The sequence below is a fragment of the Rhodocista pekingensis genome (assembly GCF_042665545.1).
Taxonomy (GTDB): Bacteria; Pseudomonadota; Alphaproteobacteria; order Azospirillales; family Azospirillaceae; genus Rhodocista; species Rhodocista pekingensis.
In genome coordinates, this window is sequence record NZ_JBHTCM010000005.1 from 143,688 (window position 1) to 162,268 (window position 18,581).

Sequence of the window (18,581 nt, forward strand, 5' to 3'; positions counted from 1 at the left end):
GGCTCAGGAGCCGACGAGGCCCAGCTCCGGGCTGGACGGCTCGGCCCGCGTCCGCTTGGCGATGCGCCCGGCCCGCCGGGCCAGCCGTCCGGCCTCCACCCCCGCCCGCATGGCGGCGGCCATCATCACCGGGTCCGTGCTGCGCGAGACGGCGGTATTCAGCAGCACGGCGTCGCAGCCCAGCTCCATCGCCAGGGCGGCGTCGCTGGCCGTGCCGATGCCGGCGTCCAGCACCACCGGGACGGGGCTGCGGGCGCAGATCGTCTCGATGTTCAGCGGGTTCAGGATGCCCAGCCCGGTGCCGATCGGCGCCCCCAGCGGCATCACCGCGGCACAGCCGACATCGGCCAGCCGGCGGCAGACCACGGGATCGTCGGTGCAGTAGGGCAGCACCACGAAGCCGTCGCGCACCAGCTCGTCCGCCGCGCGCAGGAGCTGCTCCACGTCGGGGTAGAGCGTCTCGCGGTCGCCGATCAGCTCCAGCTTGATCCAGGGCGTGTCCAGCGCCTCCCGCGCGAGCTGCGCGGTCAGCACCGCGTCCTTCACGGTGGCGCAGCCGGCCGTGTTCGGCAGCAGCCAGACCTTGCCGGCCACGAGGTCGAGCAGGCCCTCGCCATAGCCCGAGAGATCGGCCCGGCGGACGGAGACGGTCAGCACCTCCGCCCCGGAGGCGGCGAGGCTGTCCAGGAACACCTGCTGGTTCGGATAGCCGGCCGTGCCGAGGAACAGGCGGGAGGCGAAGGACCGGCCGGCGATGGTGAGAAGGTCGTTCTGGCTCATCCGGGTCTCGCTCGGGATACGGGGGAACGGGCGGGCCGGGCTCAGCCGCCCTGCATGATGCGGACGATCTCGACCGCGTCGCCCTCGGCCACCGCGGCGTCGGCCCAGCGGCCGCGGGGCAGCACGGCCCCGTTCACCGCCACGGCGATGCCGCGGGCGCCGGGGTCGAAGCCCTCCCGCGCCAGCAGGTCCAGCAGCGGGCCGGCGGCGTCCGGCCGCGGCTTGCCGTTGACGGTGGTCGTGCCGGTGGTCATGCCGGCACTCCCGCCGGCACCCCCGCCGGCATCGGGTTGGCAGCGGCGGCCGCAGCGGTGGCGGCGAAGCGGTCCAGGCCGAAGGGCTGCATCAGCGGGTCCTGCCGTCCGGTGAGGATGAAGCCGGCCACGAGGTCGGCGGTCACCGGCGTCAACAGGATGCCGTTGCGATGGTGCCCGGTCGCCAGCACCAGCCCGTCCACGCCCGCGACCGGGCCCAGAAGGGGCGCGTCGTCGCGGCTGCCGGGGCGGAAGCCGGTCCACATCTCGGAGATCCGCAGTTCCTCGATGCCGGGCAGGGTGCGCCACGCCCCCTCCAGCATGGCCAGCACGCCGCCGGCGGTCAGGCTGTCGTCCCAGCCCTTCTCCTCGGTCGTGCCGCCGATGATCAGGGTGCCGTCGGCGCGCGGGACCATGTAGCACTTGGGCGCCCAGAGGACGTGGCGCAGCAGCGGGGCCGCCGGGTCCATGGCGACGGAGAGGAGCTGGCCCTTCACCGGGCGCACCGGCGGCACCGCCGCGGCCGGCAGCCCGGCGATCTGGCGCGACCAGGCGCCGGCCGCCAGCACCACCATGTCGGCCGCGTGCGCCCGGCCGCCGACGACCACGCCGCGCACCCGGCCGGCCTCGGCGTCCACCGCCTCGACCGGGCTGTCCTCGTGCAGGCGGCCGCCGGCGCGCTCGAAGGCGACGCGCAGGGCGGCGGTGGCCCTGCGGTTGTCCACCTGGTTGTCCAGCGGGCTCAGCACGCCGGCGACGGCGCGCGGCGTCAGGAAAGGCTCCAGCTCCTTCACCTGCGCCCCGGTTAGCCAGTGGCTCTCGATGCCCAGGCCGCGCTGGAACTGGTGGTTGACGCGCATCACCTCGACATCGTCGCGGGTCAGCGCGACGATCAGGGTGCCCTCGTCGCGCAGCCCGACCGGCTGGCCGCTGGCCGCCTCCAGCTCGGCGGCGAAGCCGCGCCAGCGGCTGCGGCTCTCCAGGCAGAGCGGCAGCAGGCGCTGCTCGCCCGGCTCGGCCTCGGCGCCGGCGGCCAGCATGCCGGCGGCGGCATGGCTCGCCCCCTGGCCGGCCCGGCCCTTCTCGAAGATGTCCACGCGGCAGCCGGCGGCGGCGAGGCGCCAGCCGATGGCAAGGCCGATGATGCCGCCGCCGATGATGGCGACGGACGGACGCGCGCCGGCGGCGGGCGCGGCAGACAGGCTGGTGCTCATGACGGTGCTGATGATGACCTCCCTTCGCCGGCATGACCCGGATCAGGTTCGACGGGTGTGATCTCAGCCGGGGCGGAGCGCCCCGGCACCCCGGGTTGACGATCCCCTTCTCTTGGCGCGGCCGGCGCCGGATTGCAAGGGGGGTGCGGCGAGAGGGTGGGCGCGGGCGGGGCGTCGGCTCCGTCGGTTGACGGTTCCGATTTCCGTATATACATTATTCCCATGCGGATCGAGTTCGACCCGGAGAAGCGGGCGGCGACCCTTGCCAACCGCGGCCTCGACATGGCCGCGGCCGGAGAGGTCTTCGACGGTCCGACCCTGACCGTCCCGGATGACCGGCAGGACTACGGCGAACCCCGGTTCATCAGCATCGGCAGGCTCCGCGGACGCATGGTCGTGATCGTGTGGACCCCGCGCGGCACGGCACGGCGGATCATCAGCATGAGGAAGGCCAATGAACGGGAACAGGACCTCTACGGACCCGACCTGGACTGACCCGGACGACGCGCCGGACCTGTCCGCCCCGGAGTGGCAGCGGAAGTTCGCCCAGGCCCGGCGGGGCCGCCCGCCCGCCCAGGGCCGGCCCAAGGTAGCCACCAGCCTCCGCCTCGACGCGGACGTGGTGGAGCGGCTGCGGCAGGACGGGCCGGGCTGGCAGACGCGCGCCAACGCGCTGCTGCGGAACGCCCTGGGGCTCTGAGGCGGGGGGCTTCGGGGGCGGCGGTGCCGGTGCGGGAGCGGGGCAGGAGCGGGGCAGGAGCGGGGGTGTGGGCGGGGTGAGGGAAACCACCCTTGGGGCCGAAGCCTGATCCACCATCCCGTTTTGGTCGCCCACGTCCCCAGGATGCCGTGCGGTGCCGCGGCCGTCCAGCGCCGGCACGCAGGTGCCCCGCGCGCTCCGACCTACCGCGGCTTCTTCTCCTCCGAGCGTTTGTAGACATAGATGCCGAGCACGCCGAGGCCGACCGACCAGATGGTGGTGAGGCTGGCCAGGGCGGCGACGGCGCCCGCGGCGGCGGGCGGATCGGCGATGGTGATCCAGGCGACGGACCCCATCTGCGCCCCCCAGGTCACGGCCATGATGTAGCCGAAGGTCGGGCGCATGCGGCGGACATAGGCGTCCTGCGAGGCGGCCTCGGCCCGCAGGCTGGCATTGACCTCGCGCAGGGTGGTGCGGGCCTCGTCCGATTCCAGTTCGGCCATGCGCTCGACATGGCGGTTGGCCTCGGCCACCTGCTCGGGCGTGATGGCCCCGGCGCCGATGGAGGTGCCGACCTCGGTCAGCGCCTCGGCGGCGGCGCGGGCCGCGGGGTGGTCGATGCGGGCAAGGCCCTGGCCCGCCGCCTGGACGAGCAGCGGCAGGCCGAGTTTCGCAAGAAGGGCGGGGATCATGGGTGGTCTCCGTCGGTGGCAGGGGGGCAGGGGTGCTTCGGGCAGGGGCGTAGGGCAGGCGGGGCGCGGGGCGGGGCGCGTCAGCCGACGTCGCGGTAGAAGAGGTGCCGGCCGATCTCCGCGCACGGCGCCCGGCCGGCCGCCCAGGACGGCGTGATGCCGCCGCGGTGGTAGTGGGTGGCGCCGCCGGTCGGGTCGCCCAGCGTGCCGGCCACGGCCCGGCGGGCGATGCGCAGGGCGGCGGCGAAGGCCGGGTCCGCGGCGGTGACGGTCAGCAGCCGGGGGCGGTTGGGGTCGCCCTCGTTCCAGCAGGAGAACTGCCAGGGGGCGCGGCAGACCTCCGCCACCGTGCGGCCCCACCAGCGCACCCGGCCGGCGCGGGCGGCGGCGACGCGGTTCATCACCACGGCGGCCACCGCCTCCATCCCGCGCACGGACTCGCCGCGCGCCTCCCCCCAGAGGGTGCGGGCCAGCACGTCCACCGCGTCGCCGCCGGGGGGCGGGCCGGGCGGCAGATCGGGGGGCAGATCGGGCGGTTCGGGCACGAGACGGGGCCGGGCGGGGGTGCCGGCGGGCGTACCGGCGGGCGTGCCGGCGGCCGCGATCTCCGAGGGGCCGGTCATGCCGCACCCCCGGTCGCGCGGGTGGCGGTCGCGCGGGTGGCGGCCGCACGGGCGCCGTCCAGCTTCGCCTCGATGCGCAGCAGGTGGTCGGTCAGGCGCTGCTCCACCTCCCGCAGCGTGCCCAGGGAGGCGTAGGTCTTCGCCACCTCCAGCTTGTAGGCGGCGAGCGCCTCGCGCATCTGCACCGAGGTGGCGTCGATGCCGGCGCGGGCGCGCTCCAGGGCGGCGTCGGCATCCTTGCGGACCTTCAGGATCAGCCAGAACAGCCCGCCCAGCGCGGGCAGGTCGATGGCGGTGATCCACCAGGCCAGGTCCAGGCCCGTGGTGTCGGTCATGGTCGTGCGTCTCCGGATCAGGGGTCGAAATCGGTGTCGGCCAGGAAGGGTTCGGTGCCGCCGCCCCAGCCGGGGGCGCGCGGCGGCGGCGGCAGGCGGGGCAGCCGGGCCGGGCTGGCGAGGAGCGCGCCGGCCGCGGCGTCCAGCCCGTCGTCGTGGCCGCCGCGCCCGTCCGGGCGCCAGTCGCGCATCTCCCGCACGAACGGCGTCTCCCAGACGGAGCGGTGGGCCGCGAGCATGCCGGCGGCGAGGCGGGCGTCGAACGCCTCCAGGATGCGCAGGGCCTTGGGCCGGCGGCTGGTCTCCTCCAGCACGGCGCAGGCCAGCCGGCGCCGGGCCAGGGTCTGGCGCAGCAGCCCCGGCAGGAAGCCGCCGATGCCGTTCGTCTCCAGATGCAGGGTGGCGAGCTGGAGCGCCTCCACCAGGTCGGCCACCTGCCGGCACTGGTCCTGCGCCGGCTCCGTCCCCTCCGCCGCGCGGACATAGAGGACCCGGTGCAGGTAGGCGCGGCCGTCGGCATCGCCGAAGACGACGGCGACGACGCTGCCGTCGCCGCGCCCGCCGCCCTCCTCGCCCCCGCCGGCCCCGCTCTCCCCGCCGGCGGCGGGGCGGCCCAGGGCGGGGTCCCACCAGGCCCGCGCGGTCAGCAGCCGCCGGCCCTCCAGCGTCAGCACCGGGCGGCCCTGCACGGTGCGGATGTCGGGTTCGGCCGCGTAGGGCCGCAGCCGGTCGGGGTCGAGCCGGCCGGCAGCGGCGGGCCGCGGCGTCAGCAGCATCTGCGAGAGGAACTTGGCCGGGCCGGCGCGGCGGCGGATGCGCTCCACCACCTCCGGCCCGAACCGCTCGGGCCAGAGGTGCAGGCGGGCGCCGTCCGGCCCCTCGCGGTAGACCGGCAGCTCCAGCCGGGCGTAGCCGGCCAGGAACGGCTCCCGCTCGCCCAGCTCGGGCCGCGGCTCGCGGGCGTAGATCGAGTACCAGGTGTGCGGCGTGCCGATGTAGAGCGAGGTCCCGCCCGGCGCCAGGACGGAGGCGATCTCCCGCAGGCGGGTGCGCAGCTCCTCCCGCTTCGGGGCGGTGTCGCAGGTGTTCGGCACCTCCACGTCGTCGCAGACGACAAGGTCGGCGTGGCTGCCGGTGAAGTTGCCGCCCACCCCCTGCGCCGCCATGGAGGGGTCGCGGCCGACCAGGGGGCGGTGCAGGGTGAACGCCTCCGCCCCCCACAGCTCCCGCTTCTCCGGCTTCAGCCCGGCGCAGAGCGGGTGGCGCTCCACCACCCGCTTCACGGTGCGGACCATCTTCTTGGCCAGGGTCAGGTCCGCGGCCAGCACCAGGATGCGGCAGTCGGGATCGCGGGCCAGCCGCCAGGCGCAGTAGAGCCCGACGATGCTGGACTTGCCGCTGTCGCGGAAGGCCAGCAGCAGCAGCTCGCGCCGGCCGCGGGCCAGGGCGTCCTCCAGCCAGTCGGCCATCTCCAGGTGCAGGTCGGGGGTGCCGCGGCCCTGGAGATGGTTCCAGAGCGCGAGGAACTCGGTGAAGCGGACGGGCGGCATGGCTCTCCTGCGGGTCAGCTCGTGTCGGGCGGGTCCGGCCCGGCCGGGTCAGGGTCGGGAGCGGCGGACGCGGGATCGGTGGGCTCGGCGCGGCGGGCGCGCCAGGCGGCGATCTCGGCGCGGGACTCGGCCAGCAGCCCGGCCAGCCCGCCGGGCTGCTCCGGGCCGGCCGCTGCCGGGGATTCCGCGGGGGTGTCCGGGGAGCCCTCCGCCGGGGGACTGTCCGGTGATGGGCCGTCCGGTGATGGGCCGTCCGGTGATGGGGCGCCGGCGAGGGGGACGGCCTCCGGGGCGACGCGCTGCGACAGCCGCACCAGCGCGTCCAGCAGCGCCACCCCGGCCTTGCCGGCGGCGCACCAGTCCTTGAAGGCGCGGGCGTCGGGCATTCCTGCGTCCGCGTCCGAGGCAGGGCCGGCCTCGATGAAGGCGGCGACATGCCGGCAGCCCACCGGCAGCAGCCGGGCCAGGGCCGCCGGCAGCAGGCCGGGCGACAGGTCCGGCGGAAGGTCGGACGAGGGGTCGGGCGTCGGACGGTCGCGCATGGCGGCGGCTCCGGTCGGGATCAGGCGGGGTGGCGGGACAGCAGGTGCCAGGCGGCGCCGTTGCAGACGGCCGTCAGGGCCGCGTGCTGCGCGGCCAGCGTCTGTGCCGCCCCGTCGGGTCCGCTCCCACCGGAACCGTCCCCGGCGGCGGTGACGCTGACGGGGTTGGGGCCGGGATCGGTCTTCTTGACGGAGACGACGGCGCCGGCATGGGCGGCGGCCGGGGCGGGCAGGCGCACCTCCACCGGGCCGGCGAAGGCGCTGACCAGGTAGATGTCGGCGCCCAGGTCGGCCTCCAGCAGCCCCGCCGCCTCGTGGAAGCGCACGGCGGCGCGCGGCCGTGCGGCGCCGGTGACCAGCCATTCCGCCCCGTTGCTGAAGACGGTGACATGGTCGTAGCGCCGGCCCAGCAGCCAGGGCCGCCCCTCCGGCCCGCCGCCGCCGTCCGTCGTGACGGTGACGGGGGCGCTGCCGTCGTCGGACTTCTTCACCGTCAGCCAGCGGCCGGCGGCCTGGGGGTCGCCGGGGGCGGGCAGGCGCACCTCCACCGCCCCGCCGGCCGTGCCGACCAGATGCAGCCGGCGGGTCGTGTCGGGCCGGTAGAGGCCGGGCTCGTCATGGAACCAGGCGTTCTCCGGCAGCAGGTTGGAGCCGGTCAGCCACCAGGTGGCGCCGTTGGAGACCAGGGTGGCGACGTCGTAGCGGTTGGCCAGCACGACCTCCCGGTTGTCGGGGCCGGGGCCGCCATCCTCGGTGATGCGGACGGGGTTGGGGCTGGCATCGGTCTTCTTCACGGTGACGACGCGGCCGTTCGCCGGGTCGGCCGCGGGCAGGCGGAACTCCACCGGCCCGCCGAAGGCGGAGACGAGGTAGGTGGTGGAACGCAGGTCCGGCTCCACCAGCCCGCCCGTCGCGGGCTCGACATAGTCGGTGTCGAGCTGCAACCCCTCCAGCCGCAGGTCGGTGATCCAGGTCTTCTTCAGGTAGTTGCGCGTCGGGTGCCCGGCATTCACGGCCGTGAAGGCGCGGGTCTCCGCCGGGTCCCAGATCGGCTGCCCGGCGGTGGCGCTGAACAGGTTGACGATGCTGGTGTCGCGGCTGCCGTTGTCGATCCGGACGCCGGGCAGGGCGCCCAGGCTCTCGGCGTAGAAGTTCACGATCAGGGTCTGGTCCGTGGCGGCGCCCAGGCGGAAGCACGCCTCCCCCGACGGGTGCAGGTTCGCCTCGCAGTCCACGAAGCTGTTGTTGAAGCGCGCCGCCGACAGGAAGAAGCCGCAGCCCTGGATCGGCGCGCCCAGGGAATAGACCCGCACATCGTGGAACTTGTTGGCGTTGGGCGTGTCGCCCGTGCTCTCCACCGTCAGCAGCACGCCGTGGAGCTGCTGCCGGGCGCAGAGCACGCGGGCGACGTGGTTCCAGTAGCAGGGCCGGTCGGCATCGGCGTGGCCGTCCAGCACGATGCCGATCAGCGTGTCCCAGACGGAGACGTTCTCCACCACGTTCTTCACGCACGGCCCGTCGCGGCCGTAGAGCTTGATCCCCGTGGCCCCGCCGACGATGCGCAGGTCGCGCAGGGCGGCGTAGCCCTCCACGATCTCCACGGCGTTGAAGGGGCTGTCGTAGCCGGGCAGGGCGGCGGCGTCGAACGGCTCGGCCCGCGCCTGGATCACCGATCCCTCGCCGACGCCGGACAGGGTCTGGCCGTAGCGCAGCGTCAGGGTGCCGCTGATGCGGTAGGCCCCGGCCGGCAGGTGGACGGCCCGGTGCGCCGCCAGCGCCGCCCGGATGGCCGCGGTGTCGTCCGCGATGCCGTCGCCCACGGCGCCGTAATCCTTGGCCGAGACGCTGTCGCGCAGCTTGTCGGGCAGGCTGCGGGCGACGGCGCCGGCCCCGGCCTGCACGGCGGCGGGCAGCGGGGCCGGCAGCCCGGCCGGGTCCAGCGCCACCGGGTTGCCCTCGGCGTCGAAGCCCAGGACGCGGCCGGCGCGGACCCGGCGGTCGGGCAGCAGGGCGCCCGCCGGCAGGTCGGTGCCGGCATAGCGCAGCATGCGTTCCTGGTCGGCGGCGAGCTGCTGGATCTGCGCCGTCAGCCGGTCGAACTGTTCGTTCAGGCTGCGCGCGGCCAGCGGCCCGCTCTCCTGGAAGTCGGTCAGCCGCTCCACCGCCAGCCGGCGCTCCAGCGTCACCAGCACGCCGTCGGCGGGCGGCAGCGCGAAGGTCACCGCCCCGCCGCCCGCGGCCCCGATCCCGGCCAGGGCATAGCCCTGGTCCTGCGGGGCCGCGTCCAGGAAGACCTTCAGGTCGCCGGCGGCGAAGATCGGGAAGGCGAAGACGAAGCGGGTGGTCTGCCCGTCCGCCCGGTACTGGACGCGCGGGCTCACCGCGGGCACGGGGATGTGCTCGGTCATGATGGCTCCAGGAAATGCAGTGAGGTCTCGCGCTCCGACCCCGTCAGGCCGGAGGATGCCGGGTCCCGGACAGGGGCGCCGGGTCCGGGATCACGTCCCCCGCATCGCGCGGCGGCGTGCCTCGATCCAGTCGGGCAGGGCGGTTCGCAGGCGGTCCAGAACGGAATGGGTGAGGCGCTGGTCGGCCATCTTGTCGGCCGTCTCCTCCAGCGCCGCCGGGACGCGGTCCAGCAGCGCGGCGATCCGGTCCTGCACGCGGTTGCCGCCCATCGCCAGCGCCGGGCCGAGCCGGCGCCAGTCGCGCGGGCCGATCTCTTCGAGGACGTAGCGTTCGCCGATCCGCATGGCCGACTTCAGGCGCCTGCGGTCGAGCGATCCGTAGGGCAGCGCGCTCGCAAGATCGTAGAGGGGGGCAAGGCGGACCTGACCGCCCCGCCCGTGCAGCAGGGAGTAGTTCTTGGCGTGCGCATCCGTCCCGGCGATCAGCCAGTTGACCTCCAGGGGCCGGGGCTCGCGGATCGCGGCCAGACGGTCGGGGCGGACGATCTGGACGGCACCGGCGCAGTCCTCCCCGACATGGCCGAGGAGGGCCAGGACGTTGCGCGGGGAGACGCCGAACCGCTGGCCCCAGCGCTGGAGCACCGCCTCGTTGTCCGGCAGCAGCCCCCAGAGGAAATTGGCGACGGCCTCGCCCGCATGCTCCTCCCGGTCCCGGGGCAGCGACAGGGACTGCGGCGGAGCTGTGGCGGACTGCCCCTGGCCGTCCCCGGTCGGCTCCCGGTAACGCAGGACGCACCGCCCCTTCCGGGACGACAGCTCGCCGATCTCCCGCCCGGCGAGCAGCACGGTCAGCGGCCCGTTCACGGCTCTCTCCGGCGGGCGCGCTCAAGAACCATGTCCAGGTCGATGTCCGCGGCCGCGGGCGGTCCGCCGTCGGCGCCGGCGTCCCCGGCCCCGTCCCCGGCCCCATCCCCGGCGTCGAGCCGGAGGGCGAGGTCGAGCGCCGCCAGGGTCCGCAGCACCAGACCCAGTTCCGCCCGCGGCCGGCCCTGCTCCAGGCCGATCAGCCAGTCGCGGCTGACGCCGGCCTTCTCCGCCAGGGTCCGCTGACTGAGGCCGAGGGCGCGGCGGCGGCGGCCGACGGCGGTGCCGAGATCCTTCGGGGTCAGGACGCGCATGGGTCGTCGCCTCCGGTCGGGGACGGTCGAGCGGTGTCGACGATCGTCCGCATGGGGAAAATGTCGACGTTCGTCGACCTGGTGTCAATGTCGGCGCTCGCCGACATGGTATCGATATCGACGTTCGTCGACATGGGGCTGCGTCAGGGGGGCCTGTCCGGGTCAGGAATAGCCGCGGGCGAGGCGTTGCAGGCGTTGGCGTTCGGTCAGCTCGGACAGGTCCAGCAGGTTGCGCCGGTAGGCGGCCTGGGCCTCGTCATCCAGGGCCTTCAGGCGCAGCGCGTCCAGGCTGCGGGCGGTGGCGTCCTCCTCCGCCGCCTCGCGCACGAGGCCCAGCAGGATCGCCTCGCCCGAGCCGTCGGCGGCGGAGATGCCCTGGCCGCCCAGCTTCGCCCGCTGCCGGCCCACGGCCCGGCGCAGGGAGCGCTGGCGCCGGGTCTCCGCGGCCTGCGCCTCGACGGCGATCTGGCGGGCGCGGCGCCCGGCATCGGTGCGGCGGGTCTCCGCCTCCAGGTCCTGCGCGGCGCGGAGCTGCGACAGCTCCACCGCCTGACGGTAGTCCAGCAGGTCGTCTTCCCGCCGGCGGCGCTCCTCGTCGTCATCGCCGCCGCCGTCCAGGCCCAGGGTGCGGGCCGCGGACTTCACGGTCCGCACCGTGCCCAGGGTCGCCAGCACGGGCGTGGTCAGTCCGGCCATCAGTCGTTCACCTTCAGCTCAAGGGTTGCGGACAGCAGCGTGAAGGGCAGCGGGCGGTCCTCCTCGATCCGCCAGAGCGGCCGGGTGCGGTCGTGCACCCAGCCCAGCGCCGCCAGCCGGCGGTCGCCGGTGAAGGGGGCGGCCGGGCGGCTGGAGAGCGGCGCCTGATCCATCCGGCGCAGCGGCACCTCCACCATGCCGCGGCCGAGATCGGCCCGCAGGGCGGGGGTGGCGGCCACGCGGAAGGTCACGGCCAGCGGGCGCAGGGCGCGGCCCTGGCCCTCCGGCGCCAGGGCGTTGGGCGGCAGCGGCTCCACCCGGTGGGTGTAGGGCAGCCCGGCGGTGACGATCCCGGCCGGCCGGTCCAGCCGCAGCCGCCCCGCCTCCACCACCGCCGGTCCCGGCAGGCAGCCGTCCGCCACGATGGCGACGCGGCGGCCCTCCAGATGCGACAGGCCCGACCAGCGCGGCGTCGGCGGGTCGGCAAGGCCGGAGAGCGCGCTGTCCAGGGCGAGGCCGTCCTCCCACTGCTCCAGCATCCAGCGGCCCTGCCGCTCCACCAGCCAGTGGACCTCGCCGCGCACGACGGCGAGGGAGCGGACGGCGCCGTCCGTCTCCAGCCGGGTCCAGCCGGTGACCTGCTCGGCCCGGTCCAGCGTCAGGGCGGCGACGCCGCCGTCCGCCTGCACCGCCAGCAGCAGCCGGCGGCCGGGGTCCACGTCCAGCTCCACCGGGGCGCGGCAGAGATGGCCGGCGGCCAGCGTCAGGTCGGTGGTGCTGTAGCTGCTCTCCAGGTCGGTCCAGAGGAACTCCCGCACCGCCCCGTCGCGGCCGGCGAACAGGGTGGCCCCGTCCACCTCCCGCGCCGGGATCTGCCGGCCGGGACCGCTGCCGACCCGGCTCTGCCGGTCCAGCCGCACCTCCTTCGGGGTCAGCGGCTCGCCGGTGACGGCCCATTCCGCCCCGGTGGTGAAGACCTGGAGGTGCCGGCCGGAGAAGACCTGCCGGATGGCGTTCACCTGGTCGGACAGGATGGCGAACTCGATCGCCTCGTCGTCCTCCCCCTCGCCCGGATCGAAGTCGAACAGGTCGCCCGAGCGCGACAGCCAGAGCCGGTTGGGCAGGTCGCGGCTGCCGCCGATCACCAGCCGGTCCTGGTGGAAGCAGGCGCTGACCGGCCAGCCGCGCAGGGGGGAGAAGGCGGGTTCGTCCCAGTCGATGCTCGGCGCCGCGTCCGGCAGCGCCTCCAGCAGGTCGATCTCCGCCAGGGTGGGGGAGCGCACGGCGACCACCAGCCCCTGGCGCCGGCGCAGCCGGAACGGCCGGCCGGCATGCGCGCCGTCGAACACGGGGGCGGAGGCGCGCACCCGCACCCGGCCGCGGGTGCCGGAGGGGGTGAGCGTCACCGCGGCATCGGCGAAGCGGTGGAAGGGAAGCCGCTGGAGCGCGCGGCCGTCCGCCGTCTCCACCGTCGAGAAGCGCCACGCCTCGCAGCGCCAGCGCCGGTCGCCGCTGCGGACGATGCGGCGCGGCGGCACGTCGGGATGGCAGACCAGCAGCACGTCGGCCGACTGGGTCCAGGCGAGCTGGGCGAGCTGCCCGGCGGTCCAGGGCGTCGCCAGCACCGCCTCGGTGGCGCCGTCGCGGAACACCTCCAGCCGCCGGTCGGTGAAGGCCAGCAGGTACGCCTGCTCGGTGTCGAAGGCGAAGGCGGCCAGCCGGCCGGGGCCGGGCAGGGTGGCGAGGTAGGCCGTGCCCGGCCGCCGCGTCACCCCGCCGGTCGGCAGGATCAGCACGTTGCGCAGGGCGAGCGCGCCCGTCTCGTAGCTGCGCAGGTCGCCGCGGCCCAGCAGGTCGGGCGACAGCTCGCCGCCGGTGAAGGCGGTCTTGACGCTGCGGAGGCGGGTCATGCCACACCCCCGCCCTGCCGGGCCTCGATCAGGGTGAAGTCCTCGAAGCGGTCCTGGCTGTCCTGCTGCGTGTCGATCAGGCGGGCACGGCGGAACTCGGCGTCGGCCAGCCGCCACAGCATCTCCGCCCGGCTGGAATTCTCCGTCAGCGGCAGGCAGAACTCCGCCGCCAGCCGGGCGATCAGGGCCTGGTCGAAGAAGGGCGGGAAGCTCTCCTCCGCCGGGCGGTGCAGGTAGGTCAGGATCACGGCGTCCGCGGCGGCCCGCAGGGTGCCGCCCTGGATGCGGTACTCCAGCCCCCGCATCCGCCCGCCGCGCCCGGCCGACAGCGCCCGCAGGAAGCCGTCGGGCAGGGCGAAGGCGTGCTCCGGTCCGGCCGGAGCGGTGCCCTCGGGCGGGTCGGCCAGCCGGGCCAGCCCGGCATGCAGGGTGGCGAAGCTCCAGCCGTGGGCGGAGAGCAGCGCATCGCGCGTGGGGGCGTAGAGCGCCGCCGCCACCTCCGCCTCCGCCGTGCCGTCGGCGAAGCTGGCGATGCCGGCGGCCCCGATCTTCAGGAGCGCGCGGGCGCACAGGCCGATCGCGGTGAGGGCCATTCTGGTCTCCATTGCAACTAAAAAGCATTCTGGTATTATGCCCCATCGCTACCATTGACATCGGACGGGGGTTCACGATGCCGGGTTCCAGGGAAACGTCGGAGGCGTTGCAGACGCTGGCTGCCAAGGTGCTGACCCAGAAGACGGCGTCCCGCGACGCCCGCTCGCTGGCGGCATCCGCTCTCACCCAGGCGCATGGCGTCGGGGAGCACACGTCGGAGCGGATGGCCAGCCTCGCGGGGCGGGTGTTGCAGGACCGCTCCGCCACGGCGGCCGCCCGTCGGCTCGCCGGCTCCGTCCTGTCGCAGGCGCAGGACTGAGCGCCCCGGGCGCGGCGGTACCGGGCGGGCGGCGCTGGCAGCGGTCCGGGGCCGGTCAGTCCGTATCGGTGGCGCCGACCGGGGTCAGGTCGGACAGGTCCACGATGCCGGCGGCATTGCTGGCGACGACCAGGAGGCCGGCGGCCGGGGCGCCGTCCGTGTCGGTGTTCGCCAGCAGCATGTCGCCGACCCGCAGCATGTGGCCGGCGGCGTTGAAGTAGCCGGTCGCGCGCACCTGGGTGTGCAGGTCGGGGGTGGTGTAGTGCCAGAGCGTGAAGCCGTTGGCATAGGCCAGCACGCTCAGGTCCTTCGGCAGGAAGGCCATCGCGGGATCTCCGGGGTGGTCGGGGGGAGAGGCGGGTCGGGGAAGGGGGCGGCGGAGGAAGCGGGAGAGGAGGGGCCGGGCGGCCCCTCACGCCTCCTTGCAGCGCAGGGTGACGACACCCTTGGCGTCGATCAGGCAGGCGCCCTGGCTCATCATGTGGTTGACGAAGAAGGCGGCGCGGTCGCCGTGCCAGGTCACGTCGGTCGCCACGTCGGCGCCGGCGGCATGGCCCACGGCGGTGCGGTGATACCAGTGGCAGAGCCGGACCCCGCCGGTCAGGGTCAGCCCGGAATGCGGCATCCAGAGCGTGCCCAGCCAGCGCTTGGCCTGGGTGCCGCGCCAGGGCAGCTCGTCGGGGCCGACATAGTCGGCGTCCGCGAACTCCGGCAGGGCCAGGAGCTGGCTCCACTGCTTCCAGCCGACGACGGCGGTGCGCTGGCCGTCGTCCGGCACGTCGGCGGCGCCCAGCATCTCGAAGGCGGCCAGGACCTTGTCCCGGGTCAGCCCGTCGGTGGCGGCGCCGGCCAGATTGGCGGAGCGGTCCAGCTCGGCGATGATCAGCTCGTCGGTCTTGCGGCCCAGCGCATAGGCGCCGGCATTGGCGACGACGGCGCGCTCGTCGATGTTCACCTTCAGCTCGTCCAGCCGGTCCACCCAGTCGCCGGCGTAATAGTCGGCCAGCGCGCATTCCACATGGGAATGCTCCAGGTTCATCACCGGCACCTTGCCGTGCCGGGCCTTGGTGCTGGCGGCGCCGCGGCCGACCACCTGGAACACGGTGGAGGCGCCCTGGACATCGGTCTTGTGGCGGACGGTGGCGCGCAGCTTCGAGCCCATGCGCTGGTAGGACTCGTGGACCTCGCGCTCGAACTGCTTGATGAAGGCCTGGTCGATCGTCGTGGACATCCGGGAATTCCTTCCTAGGGTGCGGGCGCGCGGAAACGGCCCGGTTCCCGGCCCCCCCGGCCAAGGGGACCCGGCCGCGGCGACGGCGCGACGATGGGGTGGAAAAGGGCGAAGATCAGGGGGCTGGGGCCGGACCCGCCCGCCAGACGGCAGGCGCGGTTCCCCGGCCGGGCGCCCGCCGCTGCCCCCTGGACACACGTCGGGCGGTGCTGACCCCGTTATGGGTTATTAGTCCTATTGTGTCAAGCGGGAAAAACCGTGTGCGGGGCCTTCGCTACCGCAGAAGGTCTTCCCGGACCTGCCGACCTGGGCTACTCCTTGAAGTAGGCCATCAAGGTGTCGGACTCTCTGCTCGCGTGAACAGGCTCCTGCTTCGATCCCTTTATGACGGACAGCGGCACAGTCCGCTCACGGTAGGGGTGCTCGGCCCCGAGCTGCACGGAGCGATCGGGGCCACGACGCGCCATGTGCTGCTGTCGCCGGAGACGATGGCAAAGCAGAGACGCAACCACCCGGACATCACCCTGGACCATTACCTGGTCCTGCCTGTGGCGTTGCGGCAAGCTGCCGTTCTTCAGGATACGGCCCGGTCCCTTGTCCTGGTTCATGAGGACAGTGTCCGGCACATGACCCACTTCAAGGTGGCGATCAAGGCGACCGCCTGCGGGCGCGAGATGTATGTGGTCAGCTTCCACTGTCTGCGCCCCAGGGAGGTGCAGCGCGTCTTCGGCCGTCATCCGCTGATCCGGCCGGTCGTCAGGGAAGGGTGAGGAAAAGGCGCGAGGTGGGGCCTCCCAGGGAACCCCACATGACGCTCCCGGACCGGCTGCCGGGAGCGGCAACCCTGTCCGGTGCTACGGCCGGGAGACTTTCACCGTGTCACTCGCGCAAGCCCATGCAATCACGGGCGATGCCGACCTGTCAAACGCGTCCGGCCCGCCGGTGCAGGGCCCGCCGGTACAGGGCCCGCCTCAGCGGCCGAAATTCAGGCGGCCGGGGCCGTCGTGGCTGACGGCGGGGGTGCCCTCGTAGGCGGCGATGGCGACGTCGCCGATGCCGCTCAGCAGGATGGCCGGGTCCACGGCGGTGCCGTCGAAGCGGAAGCTGCCCGCCCCGGTGCTGGCCAGCTCGAACGGCTCGGCCCGGCCGGTGGCGACGGCGACGCTGCCGGCCCCCGACTGCACCGCCCGCAGCGCGCCGTCCAGACTGCCGATCCGCACGTCGGCCTTGCCCGGCAGGTTCAGCACCGCCTCCCGACCCACCGTGGCGACCTGAAGGGTCGCGGCACCGGAGAGGTCGGCCGCCAGCCGCTCCACCTGCCCGGCGGTCACCTGGGCGATGCCGCGCACCTCCACCGCCAGCAGGTCGGAGACGCGGCCCAGGGTGACGGTGCCCGTCTCGGTGACGCGGACACGGGCGGAGCGCAGACTGCCGCCGACCTCCAGCGTGCCGCGGCGCAGGGTCAGCCGGGCCGGTGCCTCCAGATCGCCCACCACCTTCAGGTCGCCGACCAGATCATTGACCAGCAGCGGCACGCCGCGGGGCACGGTGATGTCCAGCTCCGTCGGCGTGTCGGAGGGGCCGGGGCCGGTGATCCAGAACACGCCGTCGCGCACGGTCAGGTCGTAGCGCCGACGGCTGTCCAGCATGGTGACCTCGGTCCGCTCGATGCCGGAACGGACGCGGATGGTGACGCGGCCATAGACGTCCGCCAGCCGCAGCCCGGCCGGTGCCACCGCCGCCGCGGTGACCCGGTTCATCCCGGTCTGCCGGTCCTGCTGGCGGTCCAGCACGGCCACGTCGGCATGCGGGCCGTCCCACGCCTCGGCCTTGGCGACGGCCAGCGCCGCAGCCGCCTCGCTGGCGCGCCTGGCGGCGGCGGTGATGGCCCTGGCGTCCACCCTGGCCGTTGCGGTCGGCGGCTCCGCCCGTTCGGCCCTGTCCGCGCGCGGGGCGCGGGGCGGCTCCGGGGCGGTGATCCGGATTTCCCGGCCGGCGCTGCCGCCGTCGCCGCTTCCGTCCTCGCCGGGGCCGGCCAGCACCGCCCAGGCGACCACGCCCAGGGTGACCGCCACGGCGGCGATGCCGCCGGCGGGCACACCCGGGCTCAGACGGGGACGGACGGGGGCGGAGTCCGCCGGACGATCGCTCCACATGCGTGCCGGTTCCGTGCTCAGTCGTTGCCGATGACGACGCTGCCGCGGCCGACGCGCTGCATGCGCGGCTCGCCGGTGTGGCGCTCGATATGGATGGAGCCGGTGCCGGCGTTGAAGATCACCGGATCATGGGCGGTGCCGCCGAAGCGGAAATCCCCGGCGCCGGTCACGGCGACCTGGAAGGGGCTGGCGTCGCCGCCGCCGATATCGACCCGGCCGGCGCCGGCGAAGGCCGCCTTCAGCGGCCCGTCCATGCGCTCCACGTTGATCTCGGCATAGCCGGGCAGGGCCAGCGTCAGCCCGTTCTCCACCCGGTTGAGGGAGACGTTGGCATGGCCCTTGACCTCCAGGGCGGCGCTGCCGGCACGCTCCACCGACAGTTCGGCCGAGCCCAGGGAGGCGAAGGTCAGGGCCCCCTCCACCCGGTTGACGGAGATGCTGCCGGACGCCAGCACGCGGATGTCGGCCGAGCGCACCCGCTCCAGCGAGACGTCGCCCTGTTGCAGATCCACCGTCACGGTCCCGGCCTGCCGGCCGGTGAGCGACAGGTCGCCGGCGAAGCTGGCCAGCGTCAGGTCCGCCCCTTCGGGCAGGGTCAGGCGCACATCCACCGGCGGGGCGGTGCCGCCGCTGCCGACCAGGGTGAGGGCGCCGCCGGTCACGTCGGTGCGCAGGGCGGAGGCGCCGTCATCTACCTCCACCCGCACCTTGTCGGTGCGCGAGGAGACCTCGACGGTGATGTCGCCGCGGACATCCACCAGCCGCACCCCGGCCGGGGCGGTGAAGCTGGCGGCCAGCCGGTCCTCCCCGTCGGGGGCGGCGCTGCCCTGGGCGCCGGCTTCGCGCGTCGTCCACTCCCAGGTGCTGGCCCCGGCCTGCTGGCGGATCTGCTCGGCCTGCTGGCGGGCGGCCTCGGCCGCGCGGCGGATACTGTCGATGTCCACGCTGCGCAGCGCGTCCTGGACCGAGCGGGCGATCTGCTCGGGGTCGATGACGATGACGCCGGGGGCCGCCACGCTGGCCGCCGGCGGGGCCGGCCGGGCCGGGGGCGTGGGCGGGGCGGGCGGGGTGGGGGGCGCGGGCGGTGTCGCTGCGACGTGCAGGGTGGCGCTGAGGCGGTGGTCGTCCGTCTCCGCAGGTTCGCCGACCAGCAGCCCCCAGCCGACGATGCCGGCCGTCACGGCCAGAGCCACGATACCGCCGGCGGGGATGCCGGGGGTCAGACGGGGGCGGGTCGGGGGCGATGACGTCGCGGGCGACGACAGGGTGGCGTCCATGGGGCTGGTCCTGCGCATGGCCTGGAAACTCCCCTCATGATAGGCGACGCACGGCGCCTGTCTGCCGCCGTGACATGGGCGTTACAAAATTCGCGGCCGGGTTACACGGCCTGCTGCCGCGG

22 protein-coding genes and 1 riboswitch are annotated in these 18,581 nt (G+C 74.7%); of the genes, 4 read left to right on the forward strand and 18 right to left on the reverse strand.

Annotation, left to right across the window (positions count from 1 at the left end; all coding sequences use genetic code 11):
• Positions 1–3 precede the first annotated feature (3 nt).
• Genes thiG through thiO form a run of 3 tightly spaced genes read right to left on the reverse strand, consistent with a single transcriptional unit; the run spans position 4 to position 2,248 of the window.
• Positions 4–780 (reverse strand): thiazole synthase, encoded by a 777-nt coding sequence (thiG, locus tag ACFQPS_RS04720; RefSeq protein ID WP_377356867.1) that lies wholly within the window; start codon positions 778–780, stop codon positions 4–6.
• 41 nt (positions 781–821) lie between these two features.
• Positions 822–1,034, reverse strand: coding sequence for a sulfur carrier protein ThiS (gene thiS / locus ACFQPS_RS04725; RefSeq protein ID WP_377356869.1), 213 nt, complete (start codon positions 1,032–1,034; stop codon positions 822–824).
• A complete protein-coding gene (thiO, locus tag ACFQPS_RS04730; protein ID WP_377356871.1) occupies positions 1,031–2,248 on the reverse strand; it encodes a glycine oxidase ThiO in 1,218 nt (405 codons plus the stop codon). The genes thiS and thiO overlap by 4 nt, the downstream gene beginning before the upstream one ends.
• A gap of 2 nt (positions 2,249–2,250) precedes the next feature.
• Positions 2,251–2,351, reverse strand: a riboswitch (TPP riboswitch).
• A 119-nt stretch (positions 2,352–2,470) separates the two neighbouring features.
• On the opposite strand from thiO, the gene ACFQPS_RS04735 reads away from it, so the two are divergent.
• A complete protein-coding gene (locus ACFQPS_RS04735) occupies positions 2,471–2,743 on the forward strand; it encodes a BrnT family toxin (RefSeq protein WP_377356872.1) in 273 nt (90 codons plus the stop codon).
• Positions 2,703–2,948, forward strand: coding sequence for a BrnA antitoxin family protein (locus ACFQPS_RS04740; RefSeq protein ID WP_377356874.1), 246 nt, complete (start codon positions 2,703–2,705; stop codon positions 2,946–2,948). The genes ACFQPS_RS04735 and ACFQPS_RS04740 overlap by 41 nt, the downstream gene beginning before the upstream one ends.
• A 203-nt stretch (positions 2,949–3,151) precedes the next feature.
• Here the strand turns inward: ACFQPS_RS04740 and ACFQPS_RS04745 are convergent, their stop codons facing one another.
• From ACFQPS_RS04745 to ACFQPS_RS04795, 11 genes are all read right to left on the reverse strand, one after another.
• Positions 3,152–3,640: a 3TM-type holin gene (locus ACFQPS_RS04745; RefSeq protein WP_012568248.1), complete on the reverse strand. Its 489-nt coding sequence runs from the start codon at positions 3,638–3,640 to the stop codon at positions 3,152–3,154.
• 80 nt (positions 3,641–3,720) lie between these two features.
• Positions 3,721–4,263, reverse strand: a complete 543-nt coding sequence (locus ACFQPS_RS04750; protein WP_377356876.1) for a cell wall hydrolase — start codon at positions 4,261–4,263, stop codon at positions 3,721–3,723.
• Positions 4,260–4,598 (reverse strand): hypothetical protein, encoded by a 339-nt coding sequence (locus ACFQPS_RS04755; protein WP_377356878.1) that lies wholly within the window; start codon positions 4,596–4,598, stop codon positions 4,260–4,262. The genes ACFQPS_RS04750 and ACFQPS_RS04755 overlap by 4 nt, the downstream gene beginning before the upstream one ends.
• A 17-nt stretch (positions 4,599–4,615) precedes the next feature.
• Positions 4,616–6,148 carry a phage terminase large subunit gene (gene terL, locus ACFQPS_RS04760; protein ID WP_377356880.1) on the reverse strand — a complete coding sequence of 511 codons (1,533 nt, stop codon included), beginning with the start codon at positions 6,146–6,148 and terminating at the stop codon, positions 4,616–4,618.
• A 14-nt stretch (positions 6,149–6,162) separates the two neighbouring features.
• Complete coding sequence (locus ACFQPS_RS04765; protein ID WP_377356882.1) at positions 6,163–6,690, reverse strand: hypothetical protein; 528 nt, start codon at positions 6,688–6,690, stop codon at positions 6,163–6,165.
• A gap of 20 nt (positions 6,691–6,710) precedes the next feature.
• Positions 6,711–9,098 carry a glycosyl hydrolase family 28-related protein gene (locus tag ACFQPS_RS04770; RefSeq protein ID WP_377356884.1) on the reverse strand — a complete coding sequence of 796 codons (2,388 nt, stop codon included), beginning with the start codon at positions 9,096–9,098 and terminating at the stop codon, positions 6,711–6,713.
• Between the two features lie 90 nt (positions 9,099–9,188).
• Positions 9,189–9,962 (reverse strand): HipA N-terminal domain-containing protein, encoded by a 774-nt coding sequence (locus ACFQPS_RS04775; RefSeq protein WP_377356886.1) that lies wholly within the window; start codon positions 9,960–9,962, stop codon positions 9,189–9,191.
• Complete coding sequence (locus tag ACFQPS_RS04780) at positions 9,959–10,276, reverse strand: helix-turn-helix domain-containing protein (RefSeq protein ID WP_377356887.1); 318 nt, start codon at positions 10,274–10,276, stop codon at positions 9,959–9,961. The genes ACFQPS_RS04775 and ACFQPS_RS04780 overlap by 4 nt, the downstream gene beginning before the upstream one ends.
• Before the next feature lie 162 nt (positions 10,277–10,438).
• Positions 10,439–10,972, reverse strand: coding sequence for a hypothetical protein (locus tag ACFQPS_RS04785; RefSeq protein ID WP_377356888.1), 534 nt, complete (start codon positions 10,970–10,972; stop codon positions 10,439–10,441).
• Positions 10,972–12,882: a phage tail protein gene (locus tag ACFQPS_RS04790; RefSeq protein WP_377356889.1), complete on the reverse strand. Its 1,911-nt coding sequence runs from the start codon at positions 12,880–12,882 to the stop codon at positions 10,972–10,974. Before ACFQPS_RS04790 ends, ACFQPS_RS04785 begins: the two co-directional genes overlap by 1 nt.
• A complete protein-coding gene (locus tag ACFQPS_RS04795; protein ID WP_377356890.1) occupies positions 12,879–13,475 on the reverse strand; it encodes a phage connector family protein in 597 nt (198 codons plus the stop codon). The genes ACFQPS_RS04790 and ACFQPS_RS04795 overlap by 4 nt, the downstream gene beginning before the upstream one ends.
• A gap of 77 nt (positions 13,476–13,552) precedes the next feature.
• On the opposite strand from ACFQPS_RS04795, the gene ACFQPS_RS04800 reads away from it, so the two are divergent.
• Positions 13,553–13,795, forward strand: coding sequence for a hypothetical protein (locus ACFQPS_RS04800; protein ID WP_377356891.1), 243 nt, complete (start codon positions 13,553–13,555; stop codon positions 13,793–13,795).
• A gap of 55 nt (positions 13,796–13,850) precedes the next feature.
• On the opposite strand, the gene ACFQPS_RS04805 is transcribed toward ACFQPS_RS04800, so the two are convergent.
• Together ACFQPS_RS04805 and ACFQPS_RS04810 are read right to left on the reverse strand one after the other, a co-directional pair.
• Entirely contained in the window at positions 13,851–14,120 is a 270-nt protein-coding gene (locus ACFQPS_RS04805; protein WP_377356893.1) for a hypothetical protein, read from the reverse strand.
• Positions 14,121–14,207: 87 nt separating this feature from the next.
• The gene (locus ACFQPS_RS04810) at positions 14,208–15,026 is read right to left on the reverse strand and encodes a phage capsid protein (protein ID WP_377356895.1); all 819 of its coding nucleotides are present in this window, start codon (positions 15,024–15,026) and stop codon (positions 14,208–14,210) included.
• Between the two features lie 356 nt (positions 15,027–15,382).
• Here ACFQPS_RS04810 and ACFQPS_RS04815 point away from each other — a divergent pair, with 356 nt between their 5' ends.
• Positions 15,383–15,796: a hypothetical protein gene (locus ACFQPS_RS04815; protein WP_377356896.1), complete on the forward strand. Its 414-nt coding sequence runs from the start codon at positions 15,383–15,385 to the stop codon at positions 15,794–15,796.
• 201 nt (positions 15,797–15,997) lie between these two features.
• Here the strand turns inward: ACFQPS_RS04815 and ACFQPS_RS04820 are convergent, their stop codons facing one another.
• Together ACFQPS_RS04820 and ACFQPS_RS04825 are read right to left on the reverse strand one after the other, a co-directional pair.
• A complete protein-coding gene (locus ACFQPS_RS04820; protein WP_377356898.1) occupies positions 15,998–17,182 on the reverse strand; it encodes a hypothetical protein in 1,185 nt (394 codons plus the stop codon).
• A gap of 17 nt (positions 17,183–17,199) precedes the next feature.
• Positions 17,200–18,477, reverse strand: coding sequence for a DUF4097 family beta strand repeat-containing protein (locus ACFQPS_RS04825; protein ID WP_377356899.1), 1,278 nt, complete (start codon positions 18,475–18,477; stop codon positions 17,200–17,202).
• Positions 18,478–18,581: the final 104 nt, after the last annotated feature.

Coding starts and splice junctions, on each gene's coding strand:
- thiG (WP_377356867.1), bottom strand. CDS start 780: ATGAGCCAGAACGACCTTCTCACCATCGCCGGCCGGTCCTTCGCCTCC.
- thiS (WP_377356869.1), bottom strand. CDS start 1,034: ATGACCACCGGCACGACCACCGTCAACGGCAAGCCGCGGCCGGACGCC.
- thiO (WP_377356871.1), bottom strand. CDS start 2,248: ATGAGCACCAGCCTGTCTGCCGCGCCCGCCGCCGGCGCGCGTCCGTCC.
- ACFQPS_RS04735 (WP_377356872.1), top strand. CDS start 2,471: ATGCGGATCGAGTTCGACCCGGAGAAGCGGGCGGCGACCCTTGCCAAC.
- ACFQPS_RS04740 (WP_377356874.1), top strand. CDS start 2,703: ATGAACGGGAACAGGACCTCTACGGACCCGACCTGGACTGACCCGGAC.
- ACFQPS_RS04745 (WP_012568248.1), bottom strand. CDS start 3,640: ATGATCCCCGCCCTTCTTGCGAAACTCGGCCTGCCGCTGCTCGTCCAG.
- ACFQPS_RS04750 (WP_377356876.1), bottom strand. CDS start 4,263: ATGACCGGCCCCTCGGAGATCGCGGCCGCCGGCACGCCCGCCGGTACG.
- ACFQPS_RS04755 (WP_377356878.1), bottom strand. CDS start 4,598: ATGACCGACACCACGGGCCTGGACCTGGCCTGGTGGATCACCGCCATC.
- terL (WP_377356880.1), bottom strand. CDS start 6,148: ATGCCGCCCGTCCGCTTCACCGAGTTCCTCGCGCTCTGGAACCATCTC.
- ACFQPS_RS04765 (WP_377356882.1), bottom strand. CDS start 6,690: ATGCGCGACCGTCCGACGCCCGACCCCTCGTCCGACCTTCCGCCGGAC.
- ACFQPS_RS04770 (WP_377356884.1), bottom strand. CDS start 9,098: ATGACCGAGCACATCCCCGTGCCCGCGGTGAGCCCGCGCGTCCAGTAC.
- ACFQPS_RS04780 (WP_377356887.1), bottom strand. CDS start 10,276: ATGCGCGTCCTGACCCCGAAGGATCTCGGCACCGCCGTCGGCCGCCGC.
- ACFQPS_RS04785 (WP_377356888.1), bottom strand. CDS start 10,972: ATGGCCGGACTGACCACGCCCGTGCTGGCGACCCTGGGCACGGTGCGG.
- ACFQPS_RS04790 (WP_377356889.1), bottom strand. CDS start 12,882: ATGACCCGCCTCCGCAGCGTCAAGACCGCCTTCACCGGCGGCGAGCTG.
- ACFQPS_RS04795 (WP_377356890.1), bottom strand. CDS start 13,475: ATGGCCCTCACCGCGATCGGCCTGTGCGCCCGCGCGCTCCTGAAGATC.
- ACFQPS_RS04800 (WP_377356891.1), top strand. CDS start 13,553: ATGCCGGGTTCCAGGGAAACGTCGGAGGCGTTGCAGACGCTGGCTGCC.
- ACFQPS_RS04805 (WP_377356893.1), bottom strand. CDS start 14,120: ATGGCCTTCCTGCCGAAGGACCTGAGCGTGCTGGCCTATGCCAACGGC.
- ACFQPS_RS04810 (WP_377356895.1), bottom strand. CDS start 15,026: ATGTCCACGACGATCGACCAGGCCTTCATCAAGCAGTTCGAGCGCGAG.
- ACFQPS_RS04820 (WP_377356898.1), bottom strand. CDS start 17,182: ATGTGGAGCGATCGTCCGGCGGACTCCGCCCCCGTCCGTCCCCGTCTG.
- ACFQPS_RS04825 (WP_377356899.1), bottom strand. CDS start 18,477: ATGCGCAGGACCAGCCCCATGGACGCCACCCTGTCGTCGCCCGCGACG.